This is a genomic window from Pseudoruegeria sp. HB172150, assembly GCF_013184805.1.
In the GTDB taxonomy this organism is placed as follows: Bacteria; Pseudomonadota; Alphaproteobacteria; order Rhodobacterales; family Rhodobacteraceae; genus Psychromarinibacter.
Genome location: NZ_JAATNG010000001.1, coordinates 1,851,991 through 1,876,687 on the forward strand (window position 1 = coordinate 1,851,991; position 24,697 = coordinate 1,876,687).

21 protein-coding genes are annotated in these 24,697 nt (G+C 63.5%); 8 read left to right on the plus strand and 13 right to left on the minus strand.

From position 1 onward, the window contains the following. Positions 1–118: 118 nt before the first annotated feature. Positions 119–1,123 (minus strand): GlxA family transcriptional regulator, encoded by a 1,005-nt coding sequence (locus tag HCO70_RS08880; RefSeq protein WP_172295060.1) that lies wholly within the window; start codon positions 1,121–1,123, stop codon positions 119–121. Between the two features lie 179 nt (positions 1,124–1,302). On the opposite strand from HCO70_RS08880, the gene HCO70_RS08885 reads away from it, so the two are divergent. Further along, on the plus strand, positions 1,303–2,670 hold the full coding sequence (locus HCO70_RS08885) for a class II 3-deoxy-7-phosphoheptulonate synthase (protein WP_172295062.1): 1,368 nt from the start codon (positions 1,303–1,305) through the stop codon (positions 2,668–2,670). 81 nt (positions 2,671–2,751) lie between these two features. On the opposite strand, the gene phnX is transcribed toward HCO70_RS08885, so the two are convergent. From phnX to mnmA, 4 genes are all read right to left on the minus strand, one after another. Then, positions 2,752–3,534 carry a phosphonoacetaldehyde hydrolase gene (phnX, locus tag HCO70_RS08890; protein ID WP_172295064.1) on the minus strand — a complete coding sequence of 261 codons (783 nt, stop codon included), beginning with the start codon at positions 3,532–3,534 and terminating at the stop codon, positions 2,752–2,754. Continuing rightward, positions 3,531–4,721: a 2-aminoethylphosphonate--pyruvate transaminase gene (locus HCO70_RS08895; protein ID WP_172295066.1), complete on the minus strand. Its 1,191-nt coding sequence runs from the start codon at positions 4,719–4,721 to the stop codon at positions 3,531–3,533. Before HCO70_RS08895 ends, phnX begins: the two co-directional genes overlap by 4 nt. A 221-nt stretch (positions 4,722–4,942) precedes the next feature. Beyond that, positions 4,943–6,523, minus strand: coding sequence for an Ig-like domain-containing protein (locus HCO70_RS08900; protein WP_172295068.1), 1,581 nt, complete (start codon positions 6,521–6,523; stop codon positions 4,943–4,945). A gap of 739 nt (positions 6,524–7,262) precedes the next feature. Further along, positions 7,263–8,402 carry a tRNA 2-thiouridine(34) synthase MnmA gene (mnmA, locus tag HCO70_RS08905; protein ID WP_172295070.1) on the minus strand — a complete coding sequence of 380 codons (1,140 nt, stop codon included), beginning with the start codon at positions 8,400–8,402 and terminating at the stop codon, positions 7,263–7,265. Between the two features lie 123 nt (positions 8,403–8,525). Between mnmA and HCO70_RS08910 the strand changes: the two genes are divergently transcribed. From HCO70_RS08910 to recG, 4 genes are all read left to right on the plus strand, one after another. After that, the gene (locus tag HCO70_RS08910; RefSeq protein ID WP_172295072.1) at positions 8,526–8,798 is read left to right on the plus strand and encodes a DUF1153 domain-containing protein; all 273 of its coding nucleotides are present in this window, start codon (positions 8,526–8,528) and stop codon (positions 8,796–8,798) included. A gap of 287 nt (positions 8,799–9,085) precedes the next feature. Further along, complete coding sequence (gene ctrA / locus HCO70_RS08915; RefSeq protein ID WP_172295074.1) at positions 9,086–9,799, plus strand: response regulator transcription factor CtrA; 714 nt, start codon at positions 9,086–9,088, stop codon at positions 9,797–9,799. Positions 9,800–9,894: 95 nt separating this feature from the next. Continuing rightward, complete coding sequence (ligA, locus tag HCO70_RS08920) at positions 9,895–12,156, plus strand: NAD-dependent DNA ligase LigA (RefSeq protein WP_172295075.1); 2,262 nt, start codon at positions 9,895–9,897, stop codon at positions 12,154–12,156. Beyond that, positions 12,153–14,243 carry an ATP-dependent DNA helicase RecG gene (gene recG, locus HCO70_RS08925; RefSeq protein WP_172295076.1) on the plus strand — a complete coding sequence of 697 codons (2,091 nt, stop codon included), beginning with the start codon at positions 12,153–12,155 and terminating at the stop codon, positions 14,241–14,243. The genes ligA and recG overlap by 4 nt, the downstream gene beginning before the upstream one ends. A gap of 408 nt (positions 14,244–14,651) precedes the next feature. On the opposite strand, the gene HCO70_RS08930 is transcribed toward recG, so the two are convergent. Beyond that, positions 14,652–15,101, minus strand: a complete 450-nt coding sequence (locus HCO70_RS08930; RefSeq protein WP_172295078.1) for an iron-sulfur cluster assembly scaffold protein — start codon at positions 15,099–15,101, stop codon at positions 14,652–14,654. A gap of 66 nt (positions 15,102–15,167) precedes the next feature. On the opposite strand from HCO70_RS08930, the gene hisI reads away from it, so the two are divergent. Continuing rightward, positions 15,168–15,527 carry a phosphoribosyl-AMP cyclohydrolase gene (hisI, locus tag HCO70_RS08935; protein ID WP_172295079.1) on the plus strand — a complete coding sequence of 120 codons (360 nt, stop codon included), beginning with the start codon at positions 15,168–15,170 and terminating at the stop codon, positions 15,525–15,527. A 112-nt stretch (positions 15,528–15,639) separates the two neighbouring features. On the opposite strand, the gene gluQRS is transcribed toward hisI, so the two are convergent. The 5 genes from gluQRS to gyrA all read right to left on the minus strand — a co-directional run bounded on the left by gluQRS (position 15,640) and on the right by gyrA (position 21,842). After that, positions 15,640–16,488, minus strand: a complete 849-nt coding sequence (gene gluQRS, locus HCO70_RS08940) for a tRNA glutamyl-Q(34) synthetase GluQRS (protein ID WP_172295081.1) — start codon at positions 16,486–16,488, stop codon at positions 15,640–15,642. Continuing rightward, complete coding sequence (locus HCO70_RS08945) at positions 16,485–17,102, minus strand: class I SAM-dependent methyltransferase (protein WP_172295082.1); 618 nt, start codon at positions 17,100–17,102, stop codon at positions 16,485–16,487. The genes gluQRS and HCO70_RS08945 overlap by 4 nt, the downstream gene beginning before the upstream one ends. Before the next feature lie 68 nt (positions 17,103–17,170). Next, positions 17,171–18,526 carry a methylenetetrahydrofolate--tRNA-(uracil(54)-C(5))-methyltransferase (FADH(2)-oxidizing) TrmFO gene (gene trmFO / locus HCO70_RS08950; RefSeq protein WP_172295083.1) on the minus strand — a complete coding sequence of 452 codons (1,356 nt, stop codon included), beginning with the start codon at positions 18,524–18,526 and terminating at the stop codon, positions 17,171–17,173. A 40-nt stretch (positions 18,527–18,566) separates the two neighbouring features. Continuing rightward, positions 18,567–18,968, minus strand: coding sequence for a hypothetical protein (locus tag HCO70_RS08955; protein ID WP_172295085.1), 402 nt, complete (start codon positions 18,966–18,968; stop codon positions 18,567–18,569). Between the two features lie 120 nt (positions 18,969–19,088). Next, positions 19,089–21,842 carry a DNA gyrase subunit A gene (gene gyrA, locus HCO70_RS08960; protein WP_172295086.1) on the minus strand — a complete coding sequence of 918 codons (2,754 nt, stop codon included), beginning with the start codon at positions 21,840–21,842 and terminating at the stop codon, positions 19,089–19,091. A 191-nt stretch (positions 21,843–22,033) separates the two neighbouring features. On the opposite strand from gyrA, the gene HCO70_RS08965 reads away from it, so the two are divergent. Next, the gene (locus HCO70_RS08965) at positions 22,034–22,303 is read left to right on the plus strand and encodes an usg protein (RefSeq protein ID WP_172295088.1); all 270 of its coding nucleotides are present in this window, start codon (positions 22,034–22,036) and stop codon (positions 22,301–22,303) included. Between the two features lie 35 nt (positions 22,304–22,338). On the opposite strand, the gene HCO70_RS08970 is transcribed toward HCO70_RS08965, so the two are convergent. Together HCO70_RS08970 and hemB are read right to left on the minus strand one after the other, a co-directional pair. Next, positions 22,339–22,896, minus strand: coding sequence for a YSC84-related protein (locus HCO70_RS08970; RefSeq protein WP_172295089.1), 558 nt, complete (start codon positions 22,894–22,896; stop codon positions 22,339–22,341). Between the two features lie 140 nt (positions 22,897–23,036). After that, entirely contained in the window at positions 23,037–24,041 is a 1,005-nt protein-coding gene (gene hemB / locus HCO70_RS08975; RefSeq protein ID WP_172295091.1) for a porphobilinogen synthase, read from the minus strand. Between the two features lie 121 nt (positions 24,042–24,162). Here hemB and HCO70_RS08980 point away from each other — a divergent pair, with 121 nt between their 5' ends. Next, positions 24,163–24,690, plus strand: coding sequence for a component of SufBCD complex (locus HCO70_RS08980; protein WP_172295092.1), 528 nt, complete (start codon positions 24,163–24,165; stop codon positions 24,688–24,690). Positions 24,691–24,697 lie beyond the last annotated feature (7 nt).

Below are 24,697 nucleotides of genomic sequence, written 5' to 3' on the forward strand. Positions count from 1 at the left end.
CTCGGGGCTGCGAGTGTTTCGATCTTAACGAAGAATATGGCGGAATCTGGGCGTGGCCGAACGGCACCCCGGTCAACGTGTCCTTACCGCATTTCCGGATCCACGTTTGCGAGGCGACCTAGACGGACAGTCGCGCCGCGTGGCTGCCCCGTTCGCGATAGGGCGTCGTGTTGTAATGCGCCCGGTAACACTTCGAAAAATGCGAGGGCGACGCAAATCCGCAGGCCAGCGCCACGTTGATCACCGACATGTCGGTCTGCATCAGCAGGTTCCGCGCCTTCTGCAGCCGCAGTTCCATGTAATACCGCTTGGGCGAGCGATTCAGGTAGCGGCGAAACAGCCGCTCCAGCTGCCGTGTCGACATGCCGACATCGCGGGCCAGGATTGAGGGGCTGATCGGTTCCTCGATGTTCTGCTCCATCATCTGGATGACCTGGCTCAGCTTCGGATGCCGCACGCCGATCCGGGTCGGGACCGACAGGCGCTGGGTGTCCTGGTCGGTGCGGATGGTGGTGTAGATCAGCTGATCCGCAACCGCGTTCGCAAGTTCCTCACCATAATCGTCGGCGATGATCTTCAGCATCAGGTCGATGGAGGAGGTGCCGCCCGCAGTGGTGAAGCGGTTGCCGTCGACGACAAAGACCGACTTGGTCAGTTCCACCTCGTCGAATTCCTCGGCAAAGCTGTCCTGGTTCTCCCAGTGGATCGTTGCACGCTTGCCGTCCAGAAGGCCCGCCTTGGCCAGGGTATATCCCGCAGTGCACAATCCGCCGACGATCGCGCCCCTGCGCGCCTCGCGCCGCAACCAGTTCAGCACCTTCTTGGTCGACGCGGCCTGCACGTCGACGCCGCCGCAGACAAGGATCGTGTCATCGCGGGCCAGTTCTTCCAGTCCGCTGTCCAGCTTGAAGGCGGTTCCGGCGGAACACGCGGCTATGTCACCGTTCTCGCCGGTGATCGTCCAGGAATAGAGCGTTTTGCCCGCCATCCGGTTGGCGATCCGAAGGCTCTCCAGCGCGCAGGCGAAGCAGAGCATCGTGAAATTGTCCAATAGGACAAATACAAAGCGGCGCGGCTTCTTGCCGGTATCAACCACTTCAATCGTCTGGCGACTCACATCCATTTTCGCCGTTCTCCGCGAGCGTAGTGCTGGACGGAACCAGTTTTGCTTTAGGCGATCAAGATTGCCAATGTATAAAAACGTCAGGCGATGTCGGAATTGCCTGAATTTTCCCTGTTTCCCCGAAAGCCGCCTGCCTTTATACGGGGACACCCGAAATCTATGCACTTTGGAGAAGTGAGATGAGCAACTGGGAAAAATCTGGGTGGCGCTCCAAGCCGCGGGTCCAGATGCCCGACTATCCGGATGAGGCCAAGCTGAACGCCGTCGAGGCGCAGCTGTCGAAATATCCGCCGCTCGTCTTTGCCGGGGAATGCCGCCGCATGAAAGACAAGCTTGCCGCGGTTTCCCGTGGCGAGGCGTTTTTGCTGCAGGGCGGTGACTGTGCCGAGAGCTTTGCCGAGTTCTCCGCAGACAATATCCGCGACACCTTCAAGGTGCTGCTGCAGATGGCGATGGTGCTGACCTTCGGCGCCAAGATGCCGGTGGTAAAGGTCGGCCGCATGGCCGGGCAGTTCGCCAAGCCGCGCTCGGCCCCGACCGAAACGGTGAACGGCGTCGAACTGCCTAGCTACCGTGGCGACATCATCAACGAGCTTGCCTTCACGCCCGAGGCGCGGATCCCGAACCCGGAGAACATGCTGCGCGCCTACACGCAGGCTGCAGCGACGCTGAACCTCCTTCGGGCTTTTTCAACCGGGGGCTTCGCGGACGTGCACCGCGTTCACGCCTGGACACTTGGCTTCACCGAACGCGATGAAGCCGAACGCTATCGTGACATGGCGAACCGCCTGCAGGATGCGTTGGATTTCATGTCGGCGGCCGGTGTAAGCGGCACGACCCACAAAGACATGTCCACCGTGGACTTCTATACCAGCCACGAAGCACTGCTTCTGGAATACGAACAGGCGCTCTGCCGGACGGACTCGACCACCGGCGTGCAGATCGCGGGCTCCGGCCACATGATCTGGATCGGCGACCGCACGCGTCAGCCGGACGGTGCGCATGTGGAATTCGCCCGCGGCGTCTCGAACCCGATAGGCCTGAAATGCGGCCCGTCGATCTCGGCCGACGACCTCAAGGTGCTGATGCAGCGGCTTAACCCCGACAACGAGGCCGGCCGCCTGACCCTGATCGCGCGCTTTGGCGCGGGTACCGTGGGCGACCACCTGCCCAAGCTGATCAAGGCGGTGCGGGAAGAGGGCGCCAATGTCGTCTGGTCCTGCGACCCGATGCACGGCAACACGATCAAGTCGGCCTCGGGCTACAAGACCCGGCCGTTCGAAAGTGTGCTGCGCGAGGTTCAGGAATTCTTCGACGTCCACAATGCCGAGGGCTCCGTCCCCGGCGGCGTGCATTTCGAGATGACCGGCCAGGACGTGACCGAATGCACCGGCGGCGTGCGCGCGGTGACAGACGAAACGCTGTCGGACCGCTACCACACCGCCTGCGACCCGCGCCTGAACGCCAGCCAGGCGCTGGAACTGGCCTTCCTCGTCGCCGAGGAAATCAGCCAGCGCCGCCCGCAGCAGCAGGCCGCGGCGGAGTAATCCGCAGGTCAGAAACGAATAAGGGCGCGAAACCATCCGGTTCCGCGCCCTTTTTTCCGTTCTGGCGTTCCGGCGTTTGACCTACGCCTTTTCCAGCTTGTCGATCAGGGCAGGGAGGTCGGCAACCGTGTCGATCATGTAATCCGCCCCGGCCGCCTTCAGCACCTCCGCTGCACCGCGCCGGAACTCCGCCAGCTCCGCCTCCGAACATTTCGCCAGCTCCTCCGGCGTCTTGCCCACGAAATTCCCCGACAGCGCCAGCCCCACCGTGATGCACCCGGCAGCCGCGCCCTCGGCGATCCCCGGCGCGGTGTCGTCCACCTTGATGACGGCCTGAGGCGGATAGGCCACCAGATCAACGAAACACTTGTACATCCCCAGCGGCCCCGGCCGCCCCTCGGGCAGGTCATCCGAGCACACCAGGTTGTCCGGCACGTATCCCTGCTTTGCCGCCACCGGCAGCACCCGTTCCATGATCGACCGCGTGTACCCCGTGGTCGAGCCCACCTTGATCCCCTTGCCGCGCAGGTACATCACCGTCTCCAGCGCCCCCGGCACCAGATCCGCGTAATCCGCCGCGACCTCCTCGTTCATCGGCACGAAGACCTCGTAAACCTTGTCGACATCCGCATCCGTCGGCGCAGCGCCGTATTTTGCCTCCCACGCCGCCGCAATCTCCGGCATGTCCATCATCGCGCGGATATGGTCCCACTTCGCCGAGCCCATCGGCCCGCGCGCCTGGTCGATCGTCACCGGGATCCCGAAGCTCTCGAACGCCTTCACGAACACGCCCATCGGCGCGAAAGAGCCGAAATCCACCATCGTGCCCGCCCAGTCGAACACCACTGCCTTGAACCTGCTCATGCCGCTGCCTCCGCCAGTTTCTGCCGTTCCACCAGCGCCTCCGCCGGCGGCGCAGCGCTTGTCACACCCATTTCGCGCAGCGTTTCGGCCACGGCCGAGACCACCTCGCGCATCACATCCGCATCCATCTGCCCGATACAGCCGACGCGGAACGACTCCACCACCGTCAGCTTGCCGGGATAGAGGATGAACCCCTTCGCCTTCATCCGGTCGTAGAACTCCGGGAACCGGAAGGCCGGATCGGCGGGGCAGAAGAACGTCACGATGATCGGCGACAGCCAGCGGTCGTCGAGCAAGGTCTCGAGCCCAAGCCCGCGCATCCCCGCCACCAGCACATCGCGGTTCTCGCGATACCGCGCGCCTCGCGCCACGACGCCGCCCTCGGCCTCATGCGCGCGCAGAGCCTCCAGGAACGCCGCCACCGCATGGGTCGGCGGCGTATACCGCCACTGGCCCGTCTTCTCCATTGCCGCCCATTGCGCGTGCAGGTCCAGCGCCAGCGAATGTGCATTGCCCTTCGCGGCCTCCAGCACGTCGGTCCTGGCCAGCACAAAGCCGAACCCCGGCACGCCCTCGATGCACTTGTTGGCCGACGACACCAGCGCCTCGAACCGCACCTCAGCCGGCGGCACCGGGATCGCGCCAAAGGCCGACATGGAGTCGATCAACAGCTTGCGGCCCGCCGCATAGGTCGCCTCGCTGATCTCTGCGATCGGGTTCAGAATGCCAGAGGATGTCTCGCAATGAATCGCGACCACATGGGTGATCGCCGGATCCTCCGCCAGGATCGCCGCCACTTCCGATCCGCGCGGCGGCAGGTAGTCGCCCTTGTCCAGCAGCCGGCAGGGCCGTCCGATGTAATCGAGGCTCTGCGCCGCGCGCAGCCCGTAGGCGCCATTCGCCAGCACCAGCGCCTTGCCATCCTTCGGAATGAAGCTGCCCAGCATCGCCTCGACCGAGAAGGAGCCCGAGCCCTGCATCGGCACACAGGTGAACCCTTCGTTCCCGTCGCCCAGCAGACCCACCAGCCGCGCCCGCAATTCCGCCGTCATGGCCCGGAAATCCCCGTCCCAGCTGCCCCAGTCGCGCAGCATCGCTTCCTTGACGGCGTAGGAGGTGGTCAGCGGGCCGGGTGTCAGCAGATACGGCTCGCCGAGCCGCGGCTTTTCGATCTTTGGTCCGGACATGGTGAACCTCGACTCGGGGCAGGGGATGTCTGGCTTAGACCTACAACTATACAACTAGACATGTCGAGCGGATTCCCTGTCCCGCAACGAAAATCGGCGCGCCCTTCCGGACGCGCAGCCTTCCGTCCGGGGTTCCCGCGAACCCGGATCTTCACACGTGCAGCTGCCACTGGTCCGTGTGCACACAAGGCGCCTCCCAGCCCATCCTGCAGGTCAGCGCATCAGAACTTCAGCAGCCAGCTCAGTTCCGCGCCATAGGCCTCCACGCCGCCACCAAGACCCTCGGCGAAGGTGCTGATATGGATGACGCTGCCATTCTCGGTCACTTGCTCAAGTCCAAACGCCAGCCGCGCACGCGAGCTTTCATCGGCTCCCGGCGACGTCTCCTCGCGTGCGAAAATTCCGCCCAGTCCGCCCGTCAGAATCAGGTTCGGCCCGAACCCCTTGAGCGGCAGTTCGAAATCCATCCCGAGCGACGCCTCCTGGACGGTGGCGCTCTCGCCCGAGACCGGCACACCGGCATTCGCCGTGTAACCGTCATGCCGGTCCGTCGCCCGTGCATAATCGAGCCGCGGCATAAGCGTGATCGACTCCAGCACGATCTCTCCCTCGACGCCGAGGGTCAGCAGCGAGCGGCGGCTCTCGAAATCGCCGCCCGCCGGCCCCGAGACCGTGTTCTGCGCACGCCCTTCCAGATAGGAGGCCGAGAAGATCAGCGGATGCTTCGGCAGCCGGTACACCGCATAAGGACCGAACAGCCAGCCATTGCCGTCGAAGTCGAACGTGCCGTCCCCGGCCGAAAACCGGTCCCCCTGCAGCATGACACCCAGCCGGATCCGTTCGCCGCGGTACAGGTTGGCGCCGAGAATCGCGTTGTAATAGCTCGAACCGGTCTCGCCGGATGTCGCCCAGTAACCAGTGGCATGCATCCAGATCAACGCATCGGTCGAGGTTTCGAGATCGAAGAAGTGCCGTCCCTGACTGACGCCCGCGTCGAACCCGCCGCCGCCTCCGCCGGAAAGCATCCGCCCGAGTTTCGGCTGCGTGGCGATCAGGGCGTGCGCACGGGCCTGCATCGACTCCGCGATGAATTTCTCGGTCTCCTCGACGGGCACGTAGGTGACCGTCACCGTGGCGGAGGCGGTGTTCGTATTGCCGGCCACGTCGCTCGCGACACCCGCCGGCACCGCGATGGTCACATCCTCACCGCCGTCCGGGTCGATCGTCACCTCATACTCGGCGCCGCTGCCGGTAAGTCCGGTGGCGGCAGCGCCGGTGACGGCCAGATCCGAGGCGGCGAACCCGGTCACATCCTCGCTGAACCGCACGGTCACCTTGAACGGGGACCCGTCGACGATCTGTTCCGGCGCGTCGAGGATACTGACCTCTGGCCGCGTGACATCGACCGGGGCGGCGACGGTGATGGTCACCGTATCGGCAGCAGAAGCCGTATAGCCGTCATCCACGATCAGCTGGAACACCAGCGTTAGGTTGTCCACGTTGAAATCAAGCTCCGGCGCGGCGAAGCTTGGCGAAGCGGACGTGGAATCGACCAGCGTGACCGTATCTCCGCCGGTCTGCGTCCACGCATAGGTCAGCGTGTCATCCTCGGGGTCGGACGAGCCGCTCCCGTCCAGCGTCACCGTCGCGCCGGAGGCGACCGTCCGGTCCGGGCCTGCATTCGCCGTCGGGGTTTCGTTTACCAGTATTCGGGTATTCACGACGGTTGTCCCGGTCACGCCAGCCAGCGCGACTTCGTAATCGTAAAAGGTGGTGCCGCCATCCGGGCTTCCGCGGAACACTATTCCCATATAGTCGTCGACGGGATAAGTGCTGTCCGCGCCGTTCTGCGACAGAATTTCTACGGAGGTAAGGTTACAATAAAGTTCTAGCTGTGTTTCGGTGATAGAATTTGAGGAAAGCGTGCCATTAAAATAATATTGGCTACCTCCGGCAATTTGATTTCCATTTATAAAGTATATATAGCCGTTTCGGAATGGGGAATTGGTGTAAAATTGAAAACTGCAACCCAATCCCAGTCCAATCGCGGGGTTCTGGTCAACGAAATCTCCATCCAGCGCCATCGCTGTCGAAGGCACCCCAAGGAGCCCGACCCCAACCATCGCCGAAAAAACACGTGTAAAAAGCCGTCCCATGGCACATGTCCCCTGCATTCCTGCCTGCCACATGTGACCAGGATCGGCCGTGTCTCGCCGCGCCGCCCCGGTTCCCCCAACCGGACGGTGGTTTAACTGAGTATTTTGTTAAGTTTTTTTTCGCGATGAGCAATAAGGAAAATCACGATGTTGGGATGATTACACTGCGGTGCAGGCATTCCACTGCCGGTATAAGGCCCGCCCGAACCAGACCGCTATCGACGTCTGAGACTATTCCCCACTCTAGCGACGGGGCGGCTTGGACAGATGACGCCAGCGGTTAGCAATGGTCCAGTTTTCGAATGGTTAAATTCGAGTTAGGAAAGTTTTTTCGGGATTCCAGTAAGTTAAGAGGCGTCCCCATGGGGACGCCCCGAAAACGGCCTCAGCGGCCCTTCCAGATCCAGCCCCCGCCGAAGACCCGGCTCCCCTCCGGCTCATAAAAAACGCAGGCCTGCCCCGGCGAGACCCCTTCCTCCGGCGCCAGCAATTCCACCTCCGCCTCGGTCTCAGATAGCGGCCGGATCACCGCCTCCCGCGGCGGCCGCGTCGACCGCAGCTTGACCGCCAGCGGCCACTCCTTTTCCGAGGTGAAGGACGCATCCCCCAGCCAGTTGATCTCCCTGACCGGCACGACCCGCGTCGCCAGCATCTCCTTCGGCCCCACGATCACCCGCCGGCCATCGACATCGAGCCGGACCACATAAAGCGGCTCCTCCAGCCCGCCGATCCCCAGCCCCCGCCGCTGCCCGATGGTGTAGTGGATCACCCCCCGGTGCTCCCCCAGCACCCGGCCATCCACATGCACGATCTCGCCCGGCTCCGCCGCCCCCGGCCGCAGCTTCTCGATCACCGAGGCATAATTGCCGTCCGGCACGAAACAGATGTCCTGGCTGTCGGGCTTGTCCGCCACACTCAGTCCATGCCGCGCCGCCAGCGCCCGCGTCTCCGCCTTCGATTCCAGATGGCCAAGCGGGAAGCGCAGGAAGCCCAGCTGCTCCGGCGTGGTCGAGAACAGGAAATAGCTCTGATCCCGCGCCGGATCGGCGGCGCGGTGCAGTTCCGGCCCGTGGAGCCCATCCTTCCGCTGGATATAATGGCCCGTCGCCATGCAATCCGCATCAAGGTCCTTCGCCGTCTCCAGCAAGTCCTTGAACTTCACCCGCTCATTGCAGCGGATGCAGGGCACCGGCGTCGCCCCGGCCAGGTAGCTGTCGGCAAACTCGTCGATCACCGCGTCCTTGAAGATGTTCTCGTAGTCGAGGACGTAATGCGGGAACCCCATTTCCTCGGCCACGCGCCGCGCATCGTGGATATCGATACCGGCACAGCAGGCGCCTTTCTTGGCCAGCGCCGCGCCATGATCGTAAAGCTGTAGCGTCACGCCGACCACGTCATAGCCCTCGCGCGCAAGCTCCGCGGCGACGACTGACGAGTCGACGCCGCCCGACATCGCAACGACGACGCGCGTGTCTGCCGGAGCCTTGGGCAGGCCCAGCGAATTCAGCTCTCGATCCAAGGGCATCTGAAAATCCTTACGGGGTCCGCCGGAATATAGGAAAATGCGAAGCACTCTCAACCCCCCGGCTTCACCCGTCCTTAAGCCGTGCCTAGCAGTCTGCGCCCGTCATATCTGAGGGGAACTGACATGTATCTACGCAAAGTGAGCGGGCCTCGCACCGTCACCTTGCCGGACGGGACCACGATGAGCCGGGCGGACCTTCCCGACCCGAAGACACGTAGATGGGTCGCAAGCCGCAAGGCCGCCGTCGTACGCGGCGTGTCGTCGGGTCTGATTTCGCACAAGGAAGCTCTGGAAATCTACGAGCTGAGCGACGACGAACTCTCTTCCTGGCAACAGGCGGTCGAGATCCATGGCGAGGCGGCGTTGAAAGCGACGGCACTGCAGAAGTTTCGTTAACGGTAGCTGTTTTTCGCCGGTCACTGGAACGGTCAAATCGAGCTACAACAGCGTTGAGCTCGGCCCGGGAAACCATTCAATAGGTTAACTGCAACGGAGCGGACTCAACTTTACGTTGGGTGAGGACGGTTTTCTGCGGTAAAGATGCGCGCAATTTACATCTAATCATTCAGTTCTTTTGCCATGTGTAAATTTGTGTGGCAGGATTCCTGTCGTGCGGTAACGTGTGATTAACCTTTCTTGGCCAGTGTTGCGGGCATCGGAAAGGTTGAGAGTGGAGAGTATACATGCGCGTCTTGTTGGTAGAAGACGATCCTGCCACGTCTCGGAGTATCGAGTTAATGTTGTCCCACGCCAACTTGAACGTCTACGCGACGGATCTTGGCGAAGAGGGGATAGATTTAGCGAAACTCTATGATTACGATCTTATCCTTCTTGATCTGAACCTTCCCGACATGAACGGCCACGACGTCTTGCGGCAGTTGCGGATCGCCCGGGTCGACACACCGATCCTGATTCTGTCCGGGGCAGACGACACCGAAAACAAGCTTAAGGGCTTCGGGTTCGGCGCAGACGATTATCTGACGAAGCCTTTCCATCGGGAGGAGCTTGTCGCACGGATCCATGCGATCATTCGCCGGTCCAAGGGGCATTCCCAGTCGGTTATTCGCACGGGGCTGGTCGAGGTGAACCTGGACGCCAAGACCGTGGAAGCCAACGGCAAGCCGGTGCACCTGACCGGCAAGGAATACCAGATGCTGGAACTTCTGAGCCTGCGCAAGGGCACGACCCTGACCAAGGAGATGTTCCTGAACCATCTCTATGGCGGCATGGACGAACCGGAACTGAAGATCATCGATGTCTTCATCTGCAAGCTGCGCAAAAAGCTGAGCCAAGCGACAGAAGGCGACAATTACATCGAAACGGTTTGGGGTCGTGGCTATGTGTTGCGAGATCCGGAGCCCAGCGAAATGAACGACCCGGTTGCCATCGGCGCCTGAAAGGCGCCCACAGGCGACAGCCCGCCACTCACAGACTAGACCTCCTCCGGGAGCGCTCCTAAGAATTCGGGAGACACTTTCGGAGGACGCCAAGCGTGGCCAAAGAGACACCGATCGCGGAGCTGACTGAAGCGGCGGCGGCGCAGGAACTGGCAGCGCTCGCCGATGCGCTGAAGCGGGCTAACCGGGCGTATCACACCGAAGACGCGCCGGAAATCTCTGACGCGGAATACGATGCGCTGAAGCGGCGAAATGCCGAGATCGAGGCAGCGTTTCCTCATCTGAAACGGGAAGACAGCCCCACCGAACAGGTCGGTGCACCGGTCAGCGAGACCTTTGCAAAGGTCACACATGCTGTGCGGATGATGTCGCTGGCCAACGCTTTCGAGGCTGGAGATATCGCGGATTTCAACGAAACCGTCCGCCGATATCTTGGCCTGCGCGATAGCGACGGGCCAATTGCCTATACCGCCGAACCGAAGATCGACGGCCTGTCTCTGTCGCTGAGATACGAAGGCGGGCGGCTGGTCCAGGCGGCAACGCGGGGGGATGGTGAAACAGGTGAGAATGTCACCGCAAACGCCCGTACGATAGGCGATATTCCGGATCGGCTTGACGGTGCGCCCGATGTACTGGAGGTGCGCGGCGAGGTCTATATGAGCCACGCAGACTTCGCAGCGCTGAACAAGCGGCAGGAAGAAGCGGGCGGAAAGACCTTTGCAAACCCGCGTAACGCCGCCGCCGGATCGCTTCGGCAGCTGGACGCGAAGATCACTGCTGCGCGTCCATTGAAGTTTTTTGCCTACGCCTGGGGCGATCTGAGCGAGCCGCTGGCCGAGACACAGCTGGGCGCGATCGAGCGTTTGCGGTCATTGGAGTTCCAGACCAACCCACTGACCCAGCTGTGCAACGGCATGGACGAGATGCTGGAACACTACTCTGAGATCGAGGCGCAGCGCGCGACGCTGGGTTACGATATCGACGGCGTGGTCTACAAGGTGAACGACCTGGACCTTCAGCGCCGGCTCGGATTCCGGTCGACGACGCCCCGCTGGGCCATTGCGCACAAGTTTCCCGCCGAACTCGCCTGGACCCGGCTTGAGAAAATCGAGATCCAGGTCGGTCGTACCGGGGCCTTGTCACCGGTGGCGCGGCTGACTCCGGTCACCGTGGGCGGCGTCGTCGTGTCGAACGCGACTCTGCACAACGAGGATTACATCGCCGGCCGCGACGCCAAGGGAGAACCGATCCGCGAAGGCAAGGATATCCGCGAGGGCGACTGGGTGCAGGTGTACCGCGCGGGCGACGTGATCCCGAAGGTGGCCGATGTGGATCTGAGCCAACGGCCGGACGACGCGGTGCCCTACGAATTTCCGACGGTCTGCCCGGAATGCGGGTCGGAAGCGGTGCGAGAGGAGGGTGACGCCGTGCGGCGCTGCACCGGTGGACTGATCTGCCCGGCACAGGCGGTGGAGAAGCTCAAGCATTTCGTCTCTCGCGCGGCTTTTGATATCGAGGGGCTCGGAGCGCGGCAGATTGAAATGTTCTACCGCGACGGGACGCTGCCCATCCGCGAGCCCGCCGATATCTTCACGCTGGAAAAGCGCGACGCGGATACCGTGTCAAAGCTGAAGAACCGCGATGGCTATGGCGAGAAGAGCGCGAGAAATCTCTTTCAAGCAATTGACGAAAAGCGAAAAATCGAACTGAACCGAGTGATCTTCGCTCTCGGGATCCGGCATGTGGGCGAGGTTGCGGCGGCGGACCTCGCACGTCACTTCGGCAGCTGGGCAGCGTTCACTTCGGCCGTCGACGCGGCGGTGCCGGCGGCGCAACGGTTTCTCAAGGCGGAAGAGGCCGTGACGAAGGAACGGCAGACGGCCGCCGAACAGGGGCGCCGCGCCGAGATTACCGCGACACGCAATGCCGTCTGGGCGGACAATCCGGCCGTTCCGGCGGAGGCGAAGGCGGCATGGGACGACCTTGTCGGCATTGACGGGATCGGTGCCACCGTGGCGGTGTCACTGGTCACGACCTTTCATCAGGAGGCCGAGCGAGCATCCATTGATCGTCTGGCGGCGGAACTTGACATCCAGGACGTCGCGGCACCGACGGCGTCGGACAGTCCGGTGGCGGGCAAGACCGTCGTTTTCACCGGTACGCTTGAAAAGATGACGCGTGCAGAGGCGAAAGCGCGGGCGGAGGCGCTTGGCGCGAAGGTGTCGGGCAGCGTTTCGGCAAAGACCGATCTGGTCGTGGCCGGTCCCGGTGCGGGGTCGAAGGCGAAGAAGGCTGCGGAGCTGGGTGTCGAGACAATCGACGAGGATTCCTGGCTGAGCCTGATCGGCGGATCATGAGCGGGCGGCCGGAAAGCCTTTTTCCGCTATTCGCGGGGCTCGAAACGCTGGAAGGCGTCGGCCCGAAGGTCGCCAAAACGCTGGAAAAGATCGATATCGAGAAGCCGCGCGACCTGATCTTCACGCTGCCGTATTCGGGGATCGACCGGCGCAGGCGGTCCACGATCCTCGGTGCGGAACTGCCGGCGACGCTGACCGTTGAGGTGGAAGTCGGCCGCCACATGCCTTCGCGCACGAAGACCGGGCCTTACCGCGTGGAAGTGCAGGACGCGCAGACGACGTTTCAGCTGGTTTTTTTCCACGCGCGCGGCGACTGGCTGAAGAAACAGCTGCCGACCGGGCAGCACCGGATCGTTTCAGGTAAGGTGGAATTGTTCGACGGGATCGGCCAGATGGTCCATCCCGACCACATCCTGCCAGTCGAGGAGGCCGAGGAGATCCCGCTTTACGAACCGGTCTATCCGCTGACCGCCGGGTTGACCCAGCGCACGATGGCGAAGGCGGCTGCGAGCGCGCTGGCACGGCTGCCGGAGTTGCAGGAGTGGATCGATCCAGGGCTGCGGGCACAGGAAGGCTGGCCGGGCTGGAAGGCGGCGGTGGAGGCAGCGCATACCCCGCTTGGCGCAGCGGAGATGGCCGCGACCGCACCTGCACGGCAGCGGCTGGCCTATGACGAATTGCTGGCGCATCAGGTGACACTTGCGCTGGCGCGCTCTGCGCTGCGCAAGGGTAAGGGGGTGGTGACCGAGGGAACCGGAGCTTTGCGCCGCAAGGTTCTGTCTTCGCTTCCTTATTCGCCGACGAATGCGCAGGAACGGGCGATGCGCGAGATCGCCGACGACATGGCCAGGCCGCTGCGGATGAACCGGTTGCTGCAGGGCGATGTCGGCGCCGGAAAAACGCTGGTTGCGCTGATGTCATTGCTGGTCGCTGTAGAAGCCGGCGGGCAGGGCGTGATGATGGCGCCGACCGAGATCCTCGCACGGCAGCATCTGGAAGGGTTGCGGCCCCTGGCCGAGGCGGCCGGTGTGGTGCTGGAGATCCTGACAGGGCGCGACAAGGGCGCGGAGCGCACGGCGAAGCTGGCGGCGCTGAAGGCCGGGGATATCCAAATCCTCGTCGGAACCCATGCCGTTTTCCAGAAGGACGTGGAGTTTCACGACCTGCGCCTGTCGGTGATCGACGAACAGCACCGGTTTGGTGTCGCGCAGCGGATGGAGCTGGGGGCCAAGGGGCGCGCGGTGGACGTGCTGGTGATGACCGCCACGCCGATCCCACGGTCGCTGAGCCTGGCGCAATACGGCGACATGGACGTATCGGTTCTCGACGAAAAGCCGCCAGGGCGGAAGCCGATCACGACGGTTCTGGTTTCGGCTGGCCGGATGGACGAGGTCATCGAGCGTTTGCGCAAGGCCGTTGCCAAGGGGCGGCAGGCCTATTGGGTCTGTCCACTTGTCGAAGAAAGCGAGACGGTCGACATGACCGCTGCCGAAGAACGGTTCCGGCACCTGCGCGCGGCCCTTGGGGAAGGCGTGGTCGGGATGGTACACGGCCAGATGCCGCCGCGAGACAAGGATGCCGCCATGGCCCGCTTCGTTGCGGGCAAGACGAAGGTGCTGGTGTCCACGACGGTCATCGAGGTCGGCGTGGACGTGCCCAATGCCTCGATCGTGGTGATCGAGCGCGCCGAGTCGTTTGGACTGGCGCAATTACACCAGTTGCGGGGGCGTGTGGGGCGGGGCGAGGCAGCTTCGACCTGTCTGCTGATGTACCAGCCACCGTTGTCCGAAGCCGGCCGGCGCAGGCTGGAGATCTTGCGGGAAACCGAGGACGGGTTCCGGATTGCCGAAGAGGACCTCGCAATGCGTGGCGCAGGAGACCTGATCGGGACGGCGCAGTCGGGCCTGCCGCGGTTCCGGATTGCGGATCTCGAGCGGCAATCAGCGCTGATGTCGCTGGCGCAGTCGGACGCGCGGAAATTGCTGCACGACGATCCGGCGCTGGAAAGCGAACGCGGGCAGGCGGCGCGCGTTCTTCTCTGGCTGATGGAGCAGGAAAAAGCGATCCGTTTGATTTCAGTCGGTTAGCTCGACTGAGCCACTTTTGTTCGCGAATGTTCCTAAAAAGTTCTTTACAGTTTGGCGCGAATTTGAGAACAAAGAGGCAACAACACTATGGAGGTTCCCGATGCTGGCCGATCTGAAAAACGTCTTGTCCCGCTCTTCGATGACGATTCTGCAGGATTTCGTGGGTGGTGCCGCGCTTATCGTGATGCTGGTCGCCGTTCTGAACCTGCCTGTCTGAGTTTCTGCCTGCGTCCTGTCATCGGCCGGTTCCTGCGCCTTGTCCCCTACTTTCGCGCAAGCCGTTGTCCTGTCTGGCTCGGGGCTCGCCTCATTGCCCCGGCTCCGGCCAACCGCATGATCAGACGCTTCCTGCCGCCGCCTCCTTGTCCCGGGAGTGCGGCGGTTTTTTTGCGCGAGTGATGGGAGAGGTCAGGCGCAGGCGGCCTTTTCGGCCTCGGCGAAGGCTTCGGCGGCGGCTTCAAGCGTCAGCATGATCGAGGCGTGGCGGTTCTTGAAGTCGCGGGCGGGGAGGAGGACCTCGAGGCCGTCGAAGGGAGCGTCGGGGACCGGGCCGTTGTCTTTCAGCATGGCCTTAAGCTGGTCGCGGGCGGTTTCGACCTGAGCGCGGGTGGCGCCGAGGATGTTGGCGCCGACGATTGAAGCGGCGGCCTGGCCGAGGGCGCAGGCCTTCACGTCCTGGGCATAGTCGACGATGCGGCCGTCTTCGGTGGTCAGGTCGACGGTGACGGTGGAGCCGCAGAGGGGGGAGCGTTTCTTGACGAAAGCCTGGGGCGCGTCGAGGCGGCCGAGATGCGGGATATCGGCCGCCAGCTCGAGGATGCGGCCTGAATAGAGTTTGATGAGATCGGAGTCGCTCATGGGTTTTCCCGGCTACCTGGACCCTCTACATAGGGCGGCGGTGGCGCTGAGGGAAGGACAAGTTCGATGGCTTTCGATCCGGGCAGTCTGACATATGACGAGAAGGGGCTGGTGCCGGTCATCGCGCAGGAGGCGGGGACGGGCGAGGTGCTGATGCTGGCCTGGATGAATGCCGAGGCGGTGGCCAGGACGCTGGAGACTGGGCGGGTGACGTACTGGTCCCGGTCGCGGGCGGATTTCTGGGTGAAGGGCGAGACGTCGGGGCATGTCCAGGAGCTGGTGGAGATGCGGGTGGACTGCGACCGGGACTGCCTGCTGGTGGTGGTGAACCAGACCGGGCCAGCATGCCATACGAACCGGAAAAGCTGCTTCTATACGGCCCTCCGGGAGGGGGAAGAAGTGGAGATCATGAGACCCATGGAATAGGCGTCCCCATGGGGACGGGGGGTCAAGCCATTGATTTCAGGTATGTTAGCGCAAACGTATGGGTGGGGACGGGTGTGCGGACCGGCCGAATGAGAGGCCACGTCGCATCCTGTCAGAGACCGACCATGGCCCGGAGATCCGCGGCGGTGGCTCCCTCTTCACGGAAGAGGCGGATCGCGCGGGCGTCGTCGCGCTTGGCGAGGCGTTTGCCGGTCTCGTCGCGGATCAGACGGTGGTGGTGGTAGTCCGGATGCGGCAGGCCAAGCAGCGCCTGCAGCAGGACGTGGATCTGTGAAGCCTCGAACAGGTCGGCACCGCGTACAACCTCGGTGATCGCCTGCTCGGCATCGTCGACCACGACCGACAGGTGATAGGACGTGCCCATGTCGCGACGCGCAAGGACCAAGTCGCCGACGCCGTGAACCAGCGTTTCGCGATCGAGTTGGTGCCGGCCTTCGTGCAGGGAGCCTGTCTCGTTGAAGGCGGGCAGGGTGGCGAGGTGGTCCACGGCCCGCGCCATGTCGAGACGGATACTGTCATTCGGCCCGGCGTCGGACATGGACCGCCCACGACAGTTGCCGGGATAAACGAGGCCATCGGGGCCATGCACCGGTGCCCCTTCCTGCGGGGCGGAGAGTGCGGCACGGATGTCGGCGCGGGAGCAGCGGCACGGGTAGCAGAGACCAAGAGCCGTCAGTGCCTCCAAGGCGGCGGCGTAGGCGGGCATCCTGTCCGATTGCCGTAACACCGGTTCGGGCCAGTTGAGGCCGAGCCAGTGCAGGTCCTCGTAGATCAGGGCCTCGTATTCCGCGCGGGATCGGTCGCGATCTATGTCCTCGATCCGCAGCAGGAACGTACCACCATGCTGACGGGCCCGGTCAAAGGCGGTCAAGGCCGAGAATGCGTGGCCTAGATGAAGCGGGCCGGTCGGGGAAGGCGCGAACCGGGTGACGTAATTCACGCCTTTTCAAGCACGTAGACGGTGGCCTTCAAGCCGATCTTGGGCAGGTGATCGCCATGTTCCTGGAACAGCACGTGCGCCTTACCCTCTTCGATCCAGCTGCGCATCCGGCCCTCGTATTCCGGGTCCGACAGGGTGTGATCGTTGAAGCTGAAGGCCAGAAGGCCCTGCGGAGCCAGGTTCTCCATCAGCAGGTCGAAGGTTTCCGGCGGCGCCGCGCCGGAGCCGATTACTCCGCTGGCGGTGATCGCATGATAGCGGCCGGGATCGAACGGCAGTTCGCCACCGGGATGCACCTGCCAGAGATCGCGGTAGACGCCCTTTTCGCGCGCCTCGGTCAGCATCTCGGCGGAAAGATCGGCGCCGTCGACAGTGGTGAAACCGGTCTGGATCAGCGCCGCGCCGGAAAGCCCTGTGCCGCAACCGAAATCCAGAACCGCCCGGTCCAGATTCTTCACCTGTGCGGCAAGGGCCCGTGCGACACGGATCGGCGTCACATAGCCGTTTTCCAGCACCTCGTCGTCATAGCTGTCCGACCACTGGTCGTAGAGCGCCCGCGTCTCGTCGGGCGTGGAGAGGTCGTAGACCTTGTCGAGATATGTCTTGTCCGCCATGCGCGGGAAGGTAGTGCAGCGCTGCGGGGTTGGAAAGCGGTTACCCGCTTATTCCTCATCTTGCGGGGTCATGCGGGAACGGCGTCGCCCTGCATGGCGAGCCAGCCCTGCCAGGCAGCCTTGGCGCGGTCGGTATAGGCCTTGTAGCGGGCCGGGCGGTTCCTGCGGCCGCCTTTCAGGTCGACGGGCGGGAACAGGCCGAAATTGACGTTCATCGGCTGAAACGTCTTTGCCTCGGCGCCGCCGGTGATGTGGTGGATCAGGGCACCCATCGCGGTTTCGGGCGGTGGGGGCGGCAACGTCGCGCCCTGCAGTTCTGCCGCGGCCAGGCGGCCGGCGAGCAGGCCCATTGCCGCGGATTCGACATAGCCCTCAACCCCGGTGACCTGCCCGGCGAACCGGATATTCGGACGGGATTTCAGCCGCATATGGGCGTCAAGCAATGTAGGCGAGTTCAGGAACGTGTTCCGGTGGATACCGCCGAGCCGCGCGAAGCTGGCATTCTCCAGGCCCGGAATCATCCGGAATACGTCCGTCTGCGCGCCGTATTTCATCTTGGTCTGGAAGCCGACGATGTTGAACAGCGTGCCGAGCGCGTTGTCGCGCCGCAACTGGACGACGGCATAGGCCTTTTCATCGGGCTTATGGGCATTGGTCAGGCCAACGGGTTTCATCGGCCCGTGGCGCAGTGTTTCGCGGCCGCGTTCGGCCATGACCTCGATCGGCAGGCAGCCGTCGAAGTATTTTGCCGTTTCACCCTCGTGGAATTCTGTCTTGTCGGCGGCGAGGAGCGCGTCGATGAACGCCTCGTACTGCGCCTTGTTCATGGGGCAGTTGAGGTAGGCTTTCTGTTCCTCTTCGGTTTCGCCCTTGTCGTAGCGCGACTGCATCCAGGCGACGGTCATGTCGATGGAGTCCGCATAGACGATGGGGGCGATGGCGTCGAAGAAGGCGAGCGCCTGTGTGCCGGTTTCGGCGCGGATCGATTCTGCCAGCGCGCCAGAGGTCAACGGGCCGGTGGCGACGATCCAGTGGCCGTCTTTCGGCAGTTCGGTGATCTCGCCCTCGCGGATGGTGATGCGCGGGTGGTTTCTGAGCCGTTCGGTCACGGCGCGGGCGAAAGGATCTCGGTCTACCGCCAATGCGCCGCCGGCGGGCAGGGCATGGGCATCGGCCATTTCCATGATCAGGCCGTTCGCCGCGCGCATCTCCCAATGCAGGAGGCCGACGGCGCTCTGTTCGCTGTCGTCGGAGCGGAAGGAGTTGGAGCAGACCATTTCGGCGAGATCGCCGGTCTTGTGGGCGAAGGTGCCGACCTTTGGCCGCATCTCGTGGATGACCACGTCGATTCCGGCCTGCGCCGCCTGCCAGGCGGCTTCGGAGCCGGCCATGCCGCCGCCGACGATGTTGAGCTGTTCCGTCATGCGCCCGATCTAGGGGAGCGGGCGCGCGAAGGGAAGGGTCTTAGGCGAGACGATCGCGGGCCTGCGCCGTGGCGCGGCGCGGTTCCAGACGCGGCAGCGCCAGCAGGACCACCGTGGCGAAGAGCGCGACGTTGCCCCAGACCGCGGGCATCAGGCCGTGCCACGCATTGGCGAGGGCGGCGCCGATCAGGTAGGTGCAGAGCGCTGCGGCGGTGACGCGCGGCGCGAGGCTCATCAGGAATGCGCCCGAGATCAGGGCGAGCCCGGCGCCGATCGCCGGTGCCGCGTTGCCGAAAAGCAGCGTGGCGCTGTCCGGTTCGATCAGCATGGCGACGGCGGCAGCGAGGAAATAGGCGCCGACAAGGACGCGGACGGTGGACTTGGCAGACCGGAGAAACGCGGTTTCGGCAGAGCCATACTGGCTTTGAGTAATGTCGTTCATAACTTCACCCCTGGGCAAATCAGCCGGGGATGAGTTTGGGGCGCCACCTTTGGCGTCCTTTTGGCCCGTTTGGGGCATAACTGCGGCAATTGCGCAGTCATGCAAGTAGTGCCTGCGGCGTTATTCCGTTTCCGACGTGTCGTCTTCGGGGGCGCTGTCGCCGTTTTCCTGCTCGGCGATCCAGGCGACGGAGACGACTTCTTCCCCCGGGGCGGTGTTGAACACCTTGACGCCGCCGGCGCCACGGGAGCGGAAGGAGATGCCGTCGACCGGGCAGCGGATGGACTGGCCGGTGGAGGTGACGAGCATGATCTGGTCGTCCATGTCCACGGGGAAGGAGGCGACGAGGCGGCCACCGCGCATCGCCTTGTCCATCGCGGCGACGCCCTGGCCGCCGCGTCCGCGCACGGGGTAGTCGTGGCTGGAGGACAGTTTGCCGGAGCCGCCGGAGGTGATGGTGAGGATCAGGTCCTCGGCGGCGGACATCTCGGCGTAGCGTTCCTGTGGCAGTTCGCCTGCTTCGACGGCTTCCTCGTCGGCATCGGCCTCGGGTTCCTCGACGATGCCGGCGACGGCGCGGCGCATCTTGAGGTAGGCGGCGCGTTCCTGGGGGTCGGCCTCGAAGTGGCGGATGACGGCCATCGAGACGACGGAATCGTCGGGCTGCAGGCGGATGCCGCGGACGCCGGTGGAGTCGCGGCCCTTGAAGACGCGGACCTCGGTCGTCGGGAAGCGGATGGCGCGGCCGCGGGCGGTGACGAGCATGACGTCGTCATCCTCGGTGCAGATGCGGACGTTCACGAGGGACACGTCCTCGGGCAGCTTCATCGCGATCTTGCCGTTGGATTTCACGTTGGTGAAATCGGACAGGGCGTTGCGGCGGACGTCGCCCTCGGAGGTGGCGAAGAAGATCTGGAGGTTGTTCCATTCCTCTTCGGGCACGTCGACGGGCATGATCGCGGCGATGGAGACGCCGGTGGGAATCGGCAGGATGTTGACGATGGCCTTGCCGCGTGCGGTGCGGCTGCCGGAGGGCAGGCGCCACGTCTTGAGCTTGTAGACCATGCCGTCGGTCGTGAAGAACAGGAGCGGGGTGTGGGTGTTGGCGACGAAGAGGGTGGTGACCACGTCCTCTTCCTTCAGGCCGCCGCCGGAGAGACCCTTGCCGCCGCGTTTCTGTTCGCGGAATTCGACCAGCGGGGTGCGCTTGATGTAGCCGCCCTGGGTGACGGTGACGACCATATCCTCGCGCTCGATGAGGTCTTCGTCCTCCATGTCGCCGGACCAGTCGGCGATCTCGGTGCGGCGGGGGACGGCGAAGAGATCCTTCACCTCGGCCAGTTCGTCCGAGATGATGCCCATGATCCGTTCGCGGGAGCGCAGGATTTCCAGATATTCGCGGATCTTTCCGGCCAGTTCCTGCAGCTCGTCGGTGACTTCCTTGACGCCAAGCTGGGTCAGGCGCTGCAGGCGCAGGTCGAGGATGGCGCGGGCCTGGATTTCGGACAGGTTGTAGGTGCCGTCCTCGTTGATGGTGTGGCCCGGGTCGTCGATCAGCCGGATGTATTCGGCGATATCGGAAGCGGGCCAGCGGCGCGACATCAGTTTCTCGCGTGCCTCGGCGGCGTCGGCAGAAGCACGGATCGTCGCGACCACCTCGTCGACATTGGAGACGGCGACGGCGAGGCCGCAGAGGATGTGGCTGCGTTCGCGCGCCTTGCGCAACTCGTAGGCTGTACGGCGCGCAACGACTTCTTCGCGGAAGGTCAGGAAGTGTGAAAGGAAGTCGCGCAGGGTCAGCTGCTCGGGCCGGCCGCCGTTCAGCGCCAGCATGTTGCAGCCAAAGGAGGTCTGCATCTGGGTGAAGCGGAACAGCTGGTTCAACACGACCTCGGGGGTCGCGTCGCGTTTCAGTTCGATGACCACACGGACGCCGACACGGTCGGATTCGTCCTGCACGTTAGAGATGCCGTCGATCTTTTTTTCGCGAGCGAGATCAGCAATCTGCTCGACCATCTTCATCTTATTGACCTGGTAAGGGATCTCTTCGACGATGATGGCGAAGCGGTCCTTGCGGATCTCTTCGACCTTGGTCTTGGCGCGCAGGATAACGCTGCCGCGGCTTTCGGTGTAGGCCTTGCGGGCACCGCCGCGGCCGAGCATGACGCCGCCGGTCGGGAAATCGGGCCCGGGGATGTATTCCATAAGCTGGATCGAATCGAGATCGGGGTTCTCGATCAGTGCCTGAGTGGCGTCGATCACCTCGCCAAGGTTGTGCGGCGGGATGTTGGTGGCCATGCCGACAGCGATACCGCCGGCACCGTTGACCAGCATGTTCGGGAAGCGCGCGGGCAGAACCGTGGGTTCACGCTGCTTGCCGTCGTAGTTGTCCTGGAAGTCGACGGTATCCTTGTCGATGTCGGCGAGAATGAAATTCGCCGCCTTCGCCATCCGCACTTCGGTGTAACGGAAGGCGGCCGGAGGGTCGCCGTCCATTGAGCCGAAGTTACCCTGACCGTCGAGCAGCGGCAGGGACATCGAGAAGTCCTGCGTCATCCGCACGAGGGCGTCGTAGATCGCCGCATCGCCATGCGGGTGGTACTGGCCCATGGTGTCGGCGACCGGGCGCGACGACTTGCGGTAGGCCTTGTCGAAGGTGTTCCCGACCTCGTTCATTGCGAAGAGGATGCGGCGGTGCACAGGTTTTAGGCCGTCGCGCAGATCCGGGATCGCGCGGGAAACGATGACCGACATCGCGTAATCAAGATACGCATTGCGCATCTCGCTTTCGATGGTGATCGACGGACCGTCGTATTCGGGGCGTTCCGGCGGCATTTCGTCATCGGTTTCAGGAGGTTCGGGCGTATCGCTCACGTGCCTTTGGCCTTTTTGCTCAAGCGCTATATCTTGTTGTGGGTAAGTATACCCTACCGTTCATATGGGGTTCAACAGCGACTTTTATTTGTGCAAGCAGCCACAAGGGGCGAGTGCTAACACACTGTTTTTGTTGCTTATTGACAATTCTCCGGCATGCTTTTTCCAATGAGCAGTCAAGGAGCACAAGAATGAGCCAGTCCGAGACGGAGCTTATGCTCAAGGGATACGGCCTGACGACCGCGGAGTTCTACTATCGGATGCCCGATTACCAGAGCGTCCTGAACACCTTTATCTGGCAGGAATACGATCTGGCGCCGGATCATCCGAACCTCTTCAAGTTCATCGAGTTCTGGCAGGACTCCATCGAGGGGCCGCTGCATTCGGTGCGTTTCGTGCATCGCAAGATGATCTCGCCCGGAGAGTGGCGGAACGTAGTCGGCGAGTTCACCCTGCATTGAGTTGGCGGGGGCAGGCGCCCCTGCCGGAGCCGGTGTTACGGGATGATGCGAGTGTATTTGGTGCCCTTCAGCGTGGCACCGGCGATCAGGCCAGCCTGACCGAAGATCACCGCGATCACCGGGGAGAGCGTGGTGGTTGTGTCGGCAGAGAGGTTCTCGCCATTTTCCTTGAGCACGTATTCGATATCGGCGCCTGCCACCCAGCCCGGCGAGCGGCGGAAGGCGGACAGCGCCTCTGGCGTCATGAAGAACAGCACATGGGAGTATTGCGCGGCGCCGATCTGGAAGCCCACGGTGCCGGAGGCGGCGGAGTAGTAATCCACCGTCGCGCCGTTCACGCGCAGTGCGCCGCGGCCATATGAGGCGCCGAAGCCAAGGCCCGCCTTGGTCACGACAGGCATCACCAGCATGCCGCTGGCCTTGTCGGCCAGATCGCGGGTGCCGGGATACTTGGAATACATGAAGTTCAGCGTCTGATCGACGCGCGCGTCGATCGTGGTTGCACCGGTGGAGCCGACGCCATTGCCACAGGCGGCCAGAAGCGATGCGCTGCCGGCACCAGCCAGGAATCCACGGCGGGGGAGGATGGTCATGAGTACTGCCCTTGTTCTACCGTCTTGCCTCTTGCGCCATTGTTTTCCGGCGCTCGCGCGGAACTTTAGCGGAATGTTTCCACGGTGTCACTTCTTCTATGCACGGTGGAATGGCAAATCGCTAGATGTTGAGGGGTGCGTCAGCTGCCGGCCTTGAGGGCGCGGGCGGCTTCGGGCGCGAAATATGTGAGAATACCGTCGCAACCTGCTCTTTTGAAACACAAAAGGCTTTCCAGCATGACCTTGGGTCCGTCCAGCCAGCCGTTTTGCGCGGCCCCGGCCAGCATCGCGTATTCGCCGGAGACCTGGTAGGCGAAGGTCGGAACCTGCAGTTCCGTCTTCACGCGGCGGCAGATGTCGAGGTAGGGCATGCCGGGTTTGACCATCACCATATCGGCACCTTCGGCCAGGTCGCGGGCGACGAGGCGCAGCGCCTCGTCGGTGTTGCCGGGGTCCATCTGGTAGGTTTTCTTGTCGCCGGTGAGCGCGCCGGACGCGCCGACCGCGTCGCGGAAAGGGCCGTAGAAGCCGGAGGCGTACTTGGCAGCGTAGGAGAGGATGGTGACGTTCTGGTGGCCCGCGGCCTCCAGCGCGGCGCGCATGGCGCCGATGCGGCCGTCCATCATGTCGGAGGGGCCGATGATGTCGGCGCCGGCCTCTGCCTGGGCGAGGGTCATCTTCACGAGGGCTTCGACTGTCTCGTCGTTCAGGATCTCGCCGTCCACCACGAAGCCGTCGTGGCCGTTGATGTTGTAGGGGTCGAGGGCGACGTCGGTCATCACGGCGATCTCGGGCACGGCGGCCTTGATGGCGCGGATGGCGCGGTTGGTCAGGTTGTCCGGGTCCCAGGCCATGGCGCAGTCTTCGGTGCGGTCCTTCTGCGCGGTGTAGGGGAAGAGGCAGATGGCGGGGATGCCGAGGGTTGCGGCCTCTTCGGCGGCTTTTGCGACGCGGTCGATGGTCAGGCGGGAGACGCCGGGCATCGAGGGGATCGGGGTTTCGTCGTTCTCGCCGTCGCGGATGAAGACCGGCCAGATGAAATCGTCGGCGGTCAGGGTGTTTTCGCGCACGAGTCGGCGGCGCGCGTCGGTGGCGCGGAGGCGGCGGAAGCGGGCGGCCGGAAACGGGGCGGGAACGGAAACCATGAGAAGCCTGTCGTCGGATTGTTACAGGGCAGAAATCGCAGGGAATTGCAGGTAGCTCAAGTCTAGGAATTGCCGCAGAAGGGGTCTAGGGTCCGCCTCAAAAGACGACTGGGCGAGCAGCGTGGACTGGTACAGCACCGTTTTCGAACTCATCGACATGCGATCCTTTTCCAATCTCTGGTACTGGATCGGGCTTGCTGTCATATGGTCTTCGGCCAGCCACTGGGTGCTTGGCGTGCCCTATGACCTTGTTCATAGCGCGGCGCGTTACGGTGAGCAGCGGCAGCAGGACCTAGAGGACCTGGTGCGGATCAACACCAACCGGATGGTGCATATCGGCGAAGTCTCCGGCCTTTGGATCATGGGGATTTCCTGTGCGATCCTGTCGGGGCTGGCGATCCTGGGATTTGCCTACTGGATCGAGTTCGCGCAGGCGCTGTTCCTGATCCTGTTTCCGCTGGCGATCGTGGGGGTGATGAGCCTGCAGACCGCGCGCGGCATCATGCGGCGCAGGCTGGAGGGCGAGGCGCTGCAACGGCGATTGCGGCTGCACAGGCTGTACGTGCAGATCATCGGGCTGGTCGCGATCTTCGTCACGGCCATGTGGGGCATGTGGCAGAACATGACCACCGGCGCGCTCGGCGGTTGATCCACCT

Bases quoted from the DNA above. Each gene is read 5' to 3' on its own strand.
- HCO70_RS08965 (WP_172295088.1), top strand. From the start codon at position 22,034: ATGAGCCAGTCCGAGACGGAGCTTATGCTCAAGGGATACGGCCTGACG.
- phnX (WP_172295064.1), bottom strand. From the start codon at position 3,534: ATGAGCAGGTTCAAGGCAGTGGTGTTCGACTGGGCGGGCACGATGGTG.
- HCO70_RS08955 (WP_172295085.1), bottom strand. From the start codon at position 18,968: ATGAACGACATTACTCAAAGCCAGTATGGCTCTGCCGAAACCGCGTTT.
- HCO70_RS08885 (WP_172295062.1), top strand. From the start codon at position 1,303: ATGAGCAACTGGGAAAAATCTGGGTGGCGCTCCAAGCCGCGGGTCCAG.
- trmFO (WP_172295083.1), bottom strand. From the start codon at position 18,526: ATGACGGAACAGCTCAACATCGTCGGCGGCGGCATGGCCGGCTCCGAA.
- mnmA (WP_172295070.1), bottom strand. From the start codon at position 8,402: ATGCCCTTGGATCGAGAGCTGAATTCGCTGGGCCTGCCCAAGGCTCCG.
- ctrA (WP_172295074.1), top strand. From the start codon at position 9,086: ATGCGCGTCTTGTTGGTAGAAGACGATCCTGCCACGTCTCGGAGTATC.
- hisI (WP_172295079.1), top strand. From the start codon at position 15,168: ATGGCTTTCGATCCGGGCAGTCTGACATATGACGAGAAGGGGCTGGTG.
- recG (WP_172295076.1), top strand. From the start codon at position 12,153: ATGAGCGGGCGGCCGGAAAGCCTTTTTCCGCTATTCGCGGGGCTCGAA.
- HCO70_RS08880 (WP_172295060.1), bottom strand. From the start codon at position 1,123: ATGGATGTGAGTCGCCAGACGATTGAAGTGGTTGATACCGGCAAGAAG.
- hemB (WP_172295091.1), bottom strand. From the start codon at position 24,041: ATGGTTTCCGTTCCCGCCCCGTTTCCGGCCGCCCGCTTCCGCCGCCTC.
- HCO70_RS08945 (WP_172295082.1), bottom strand. From the start codon at position 17,102: ATGGCGGACAAGACATATCTCGACAAGGTCTACGACCTCTCCACGCCC.
- HCO70_RS08970 (WP_172295089.1), bottom strand. From the start codon at position 22,896: ATGACCATCCTCCCCCGCCGTGGATTCCTGGCTGGTGCCGGCAGCGCA.
- HCO70_RS08895 (WP_172295066.1), bottom strand. From the start codon at position 4,721: ATGTCCGGACCAAAGATCGAAAAGCCGCGGCTCGGCGAGCCGTATCTG.
- HCO70_RS08930 (WP_172295078.1), bottom strand. From the start codon at position 15,101: ATGAGCGACTCCGATCTCATCAAACTCTATTCAGGCCGCATCCTCGAG.
- HCO70_RS08910 (WP_172295072.1), top strand. From the start codon at position 8,526: ATGTATCTACGCAAAGTGAGCGGGCCTCGCACCGTCACCTTGCCGGAC.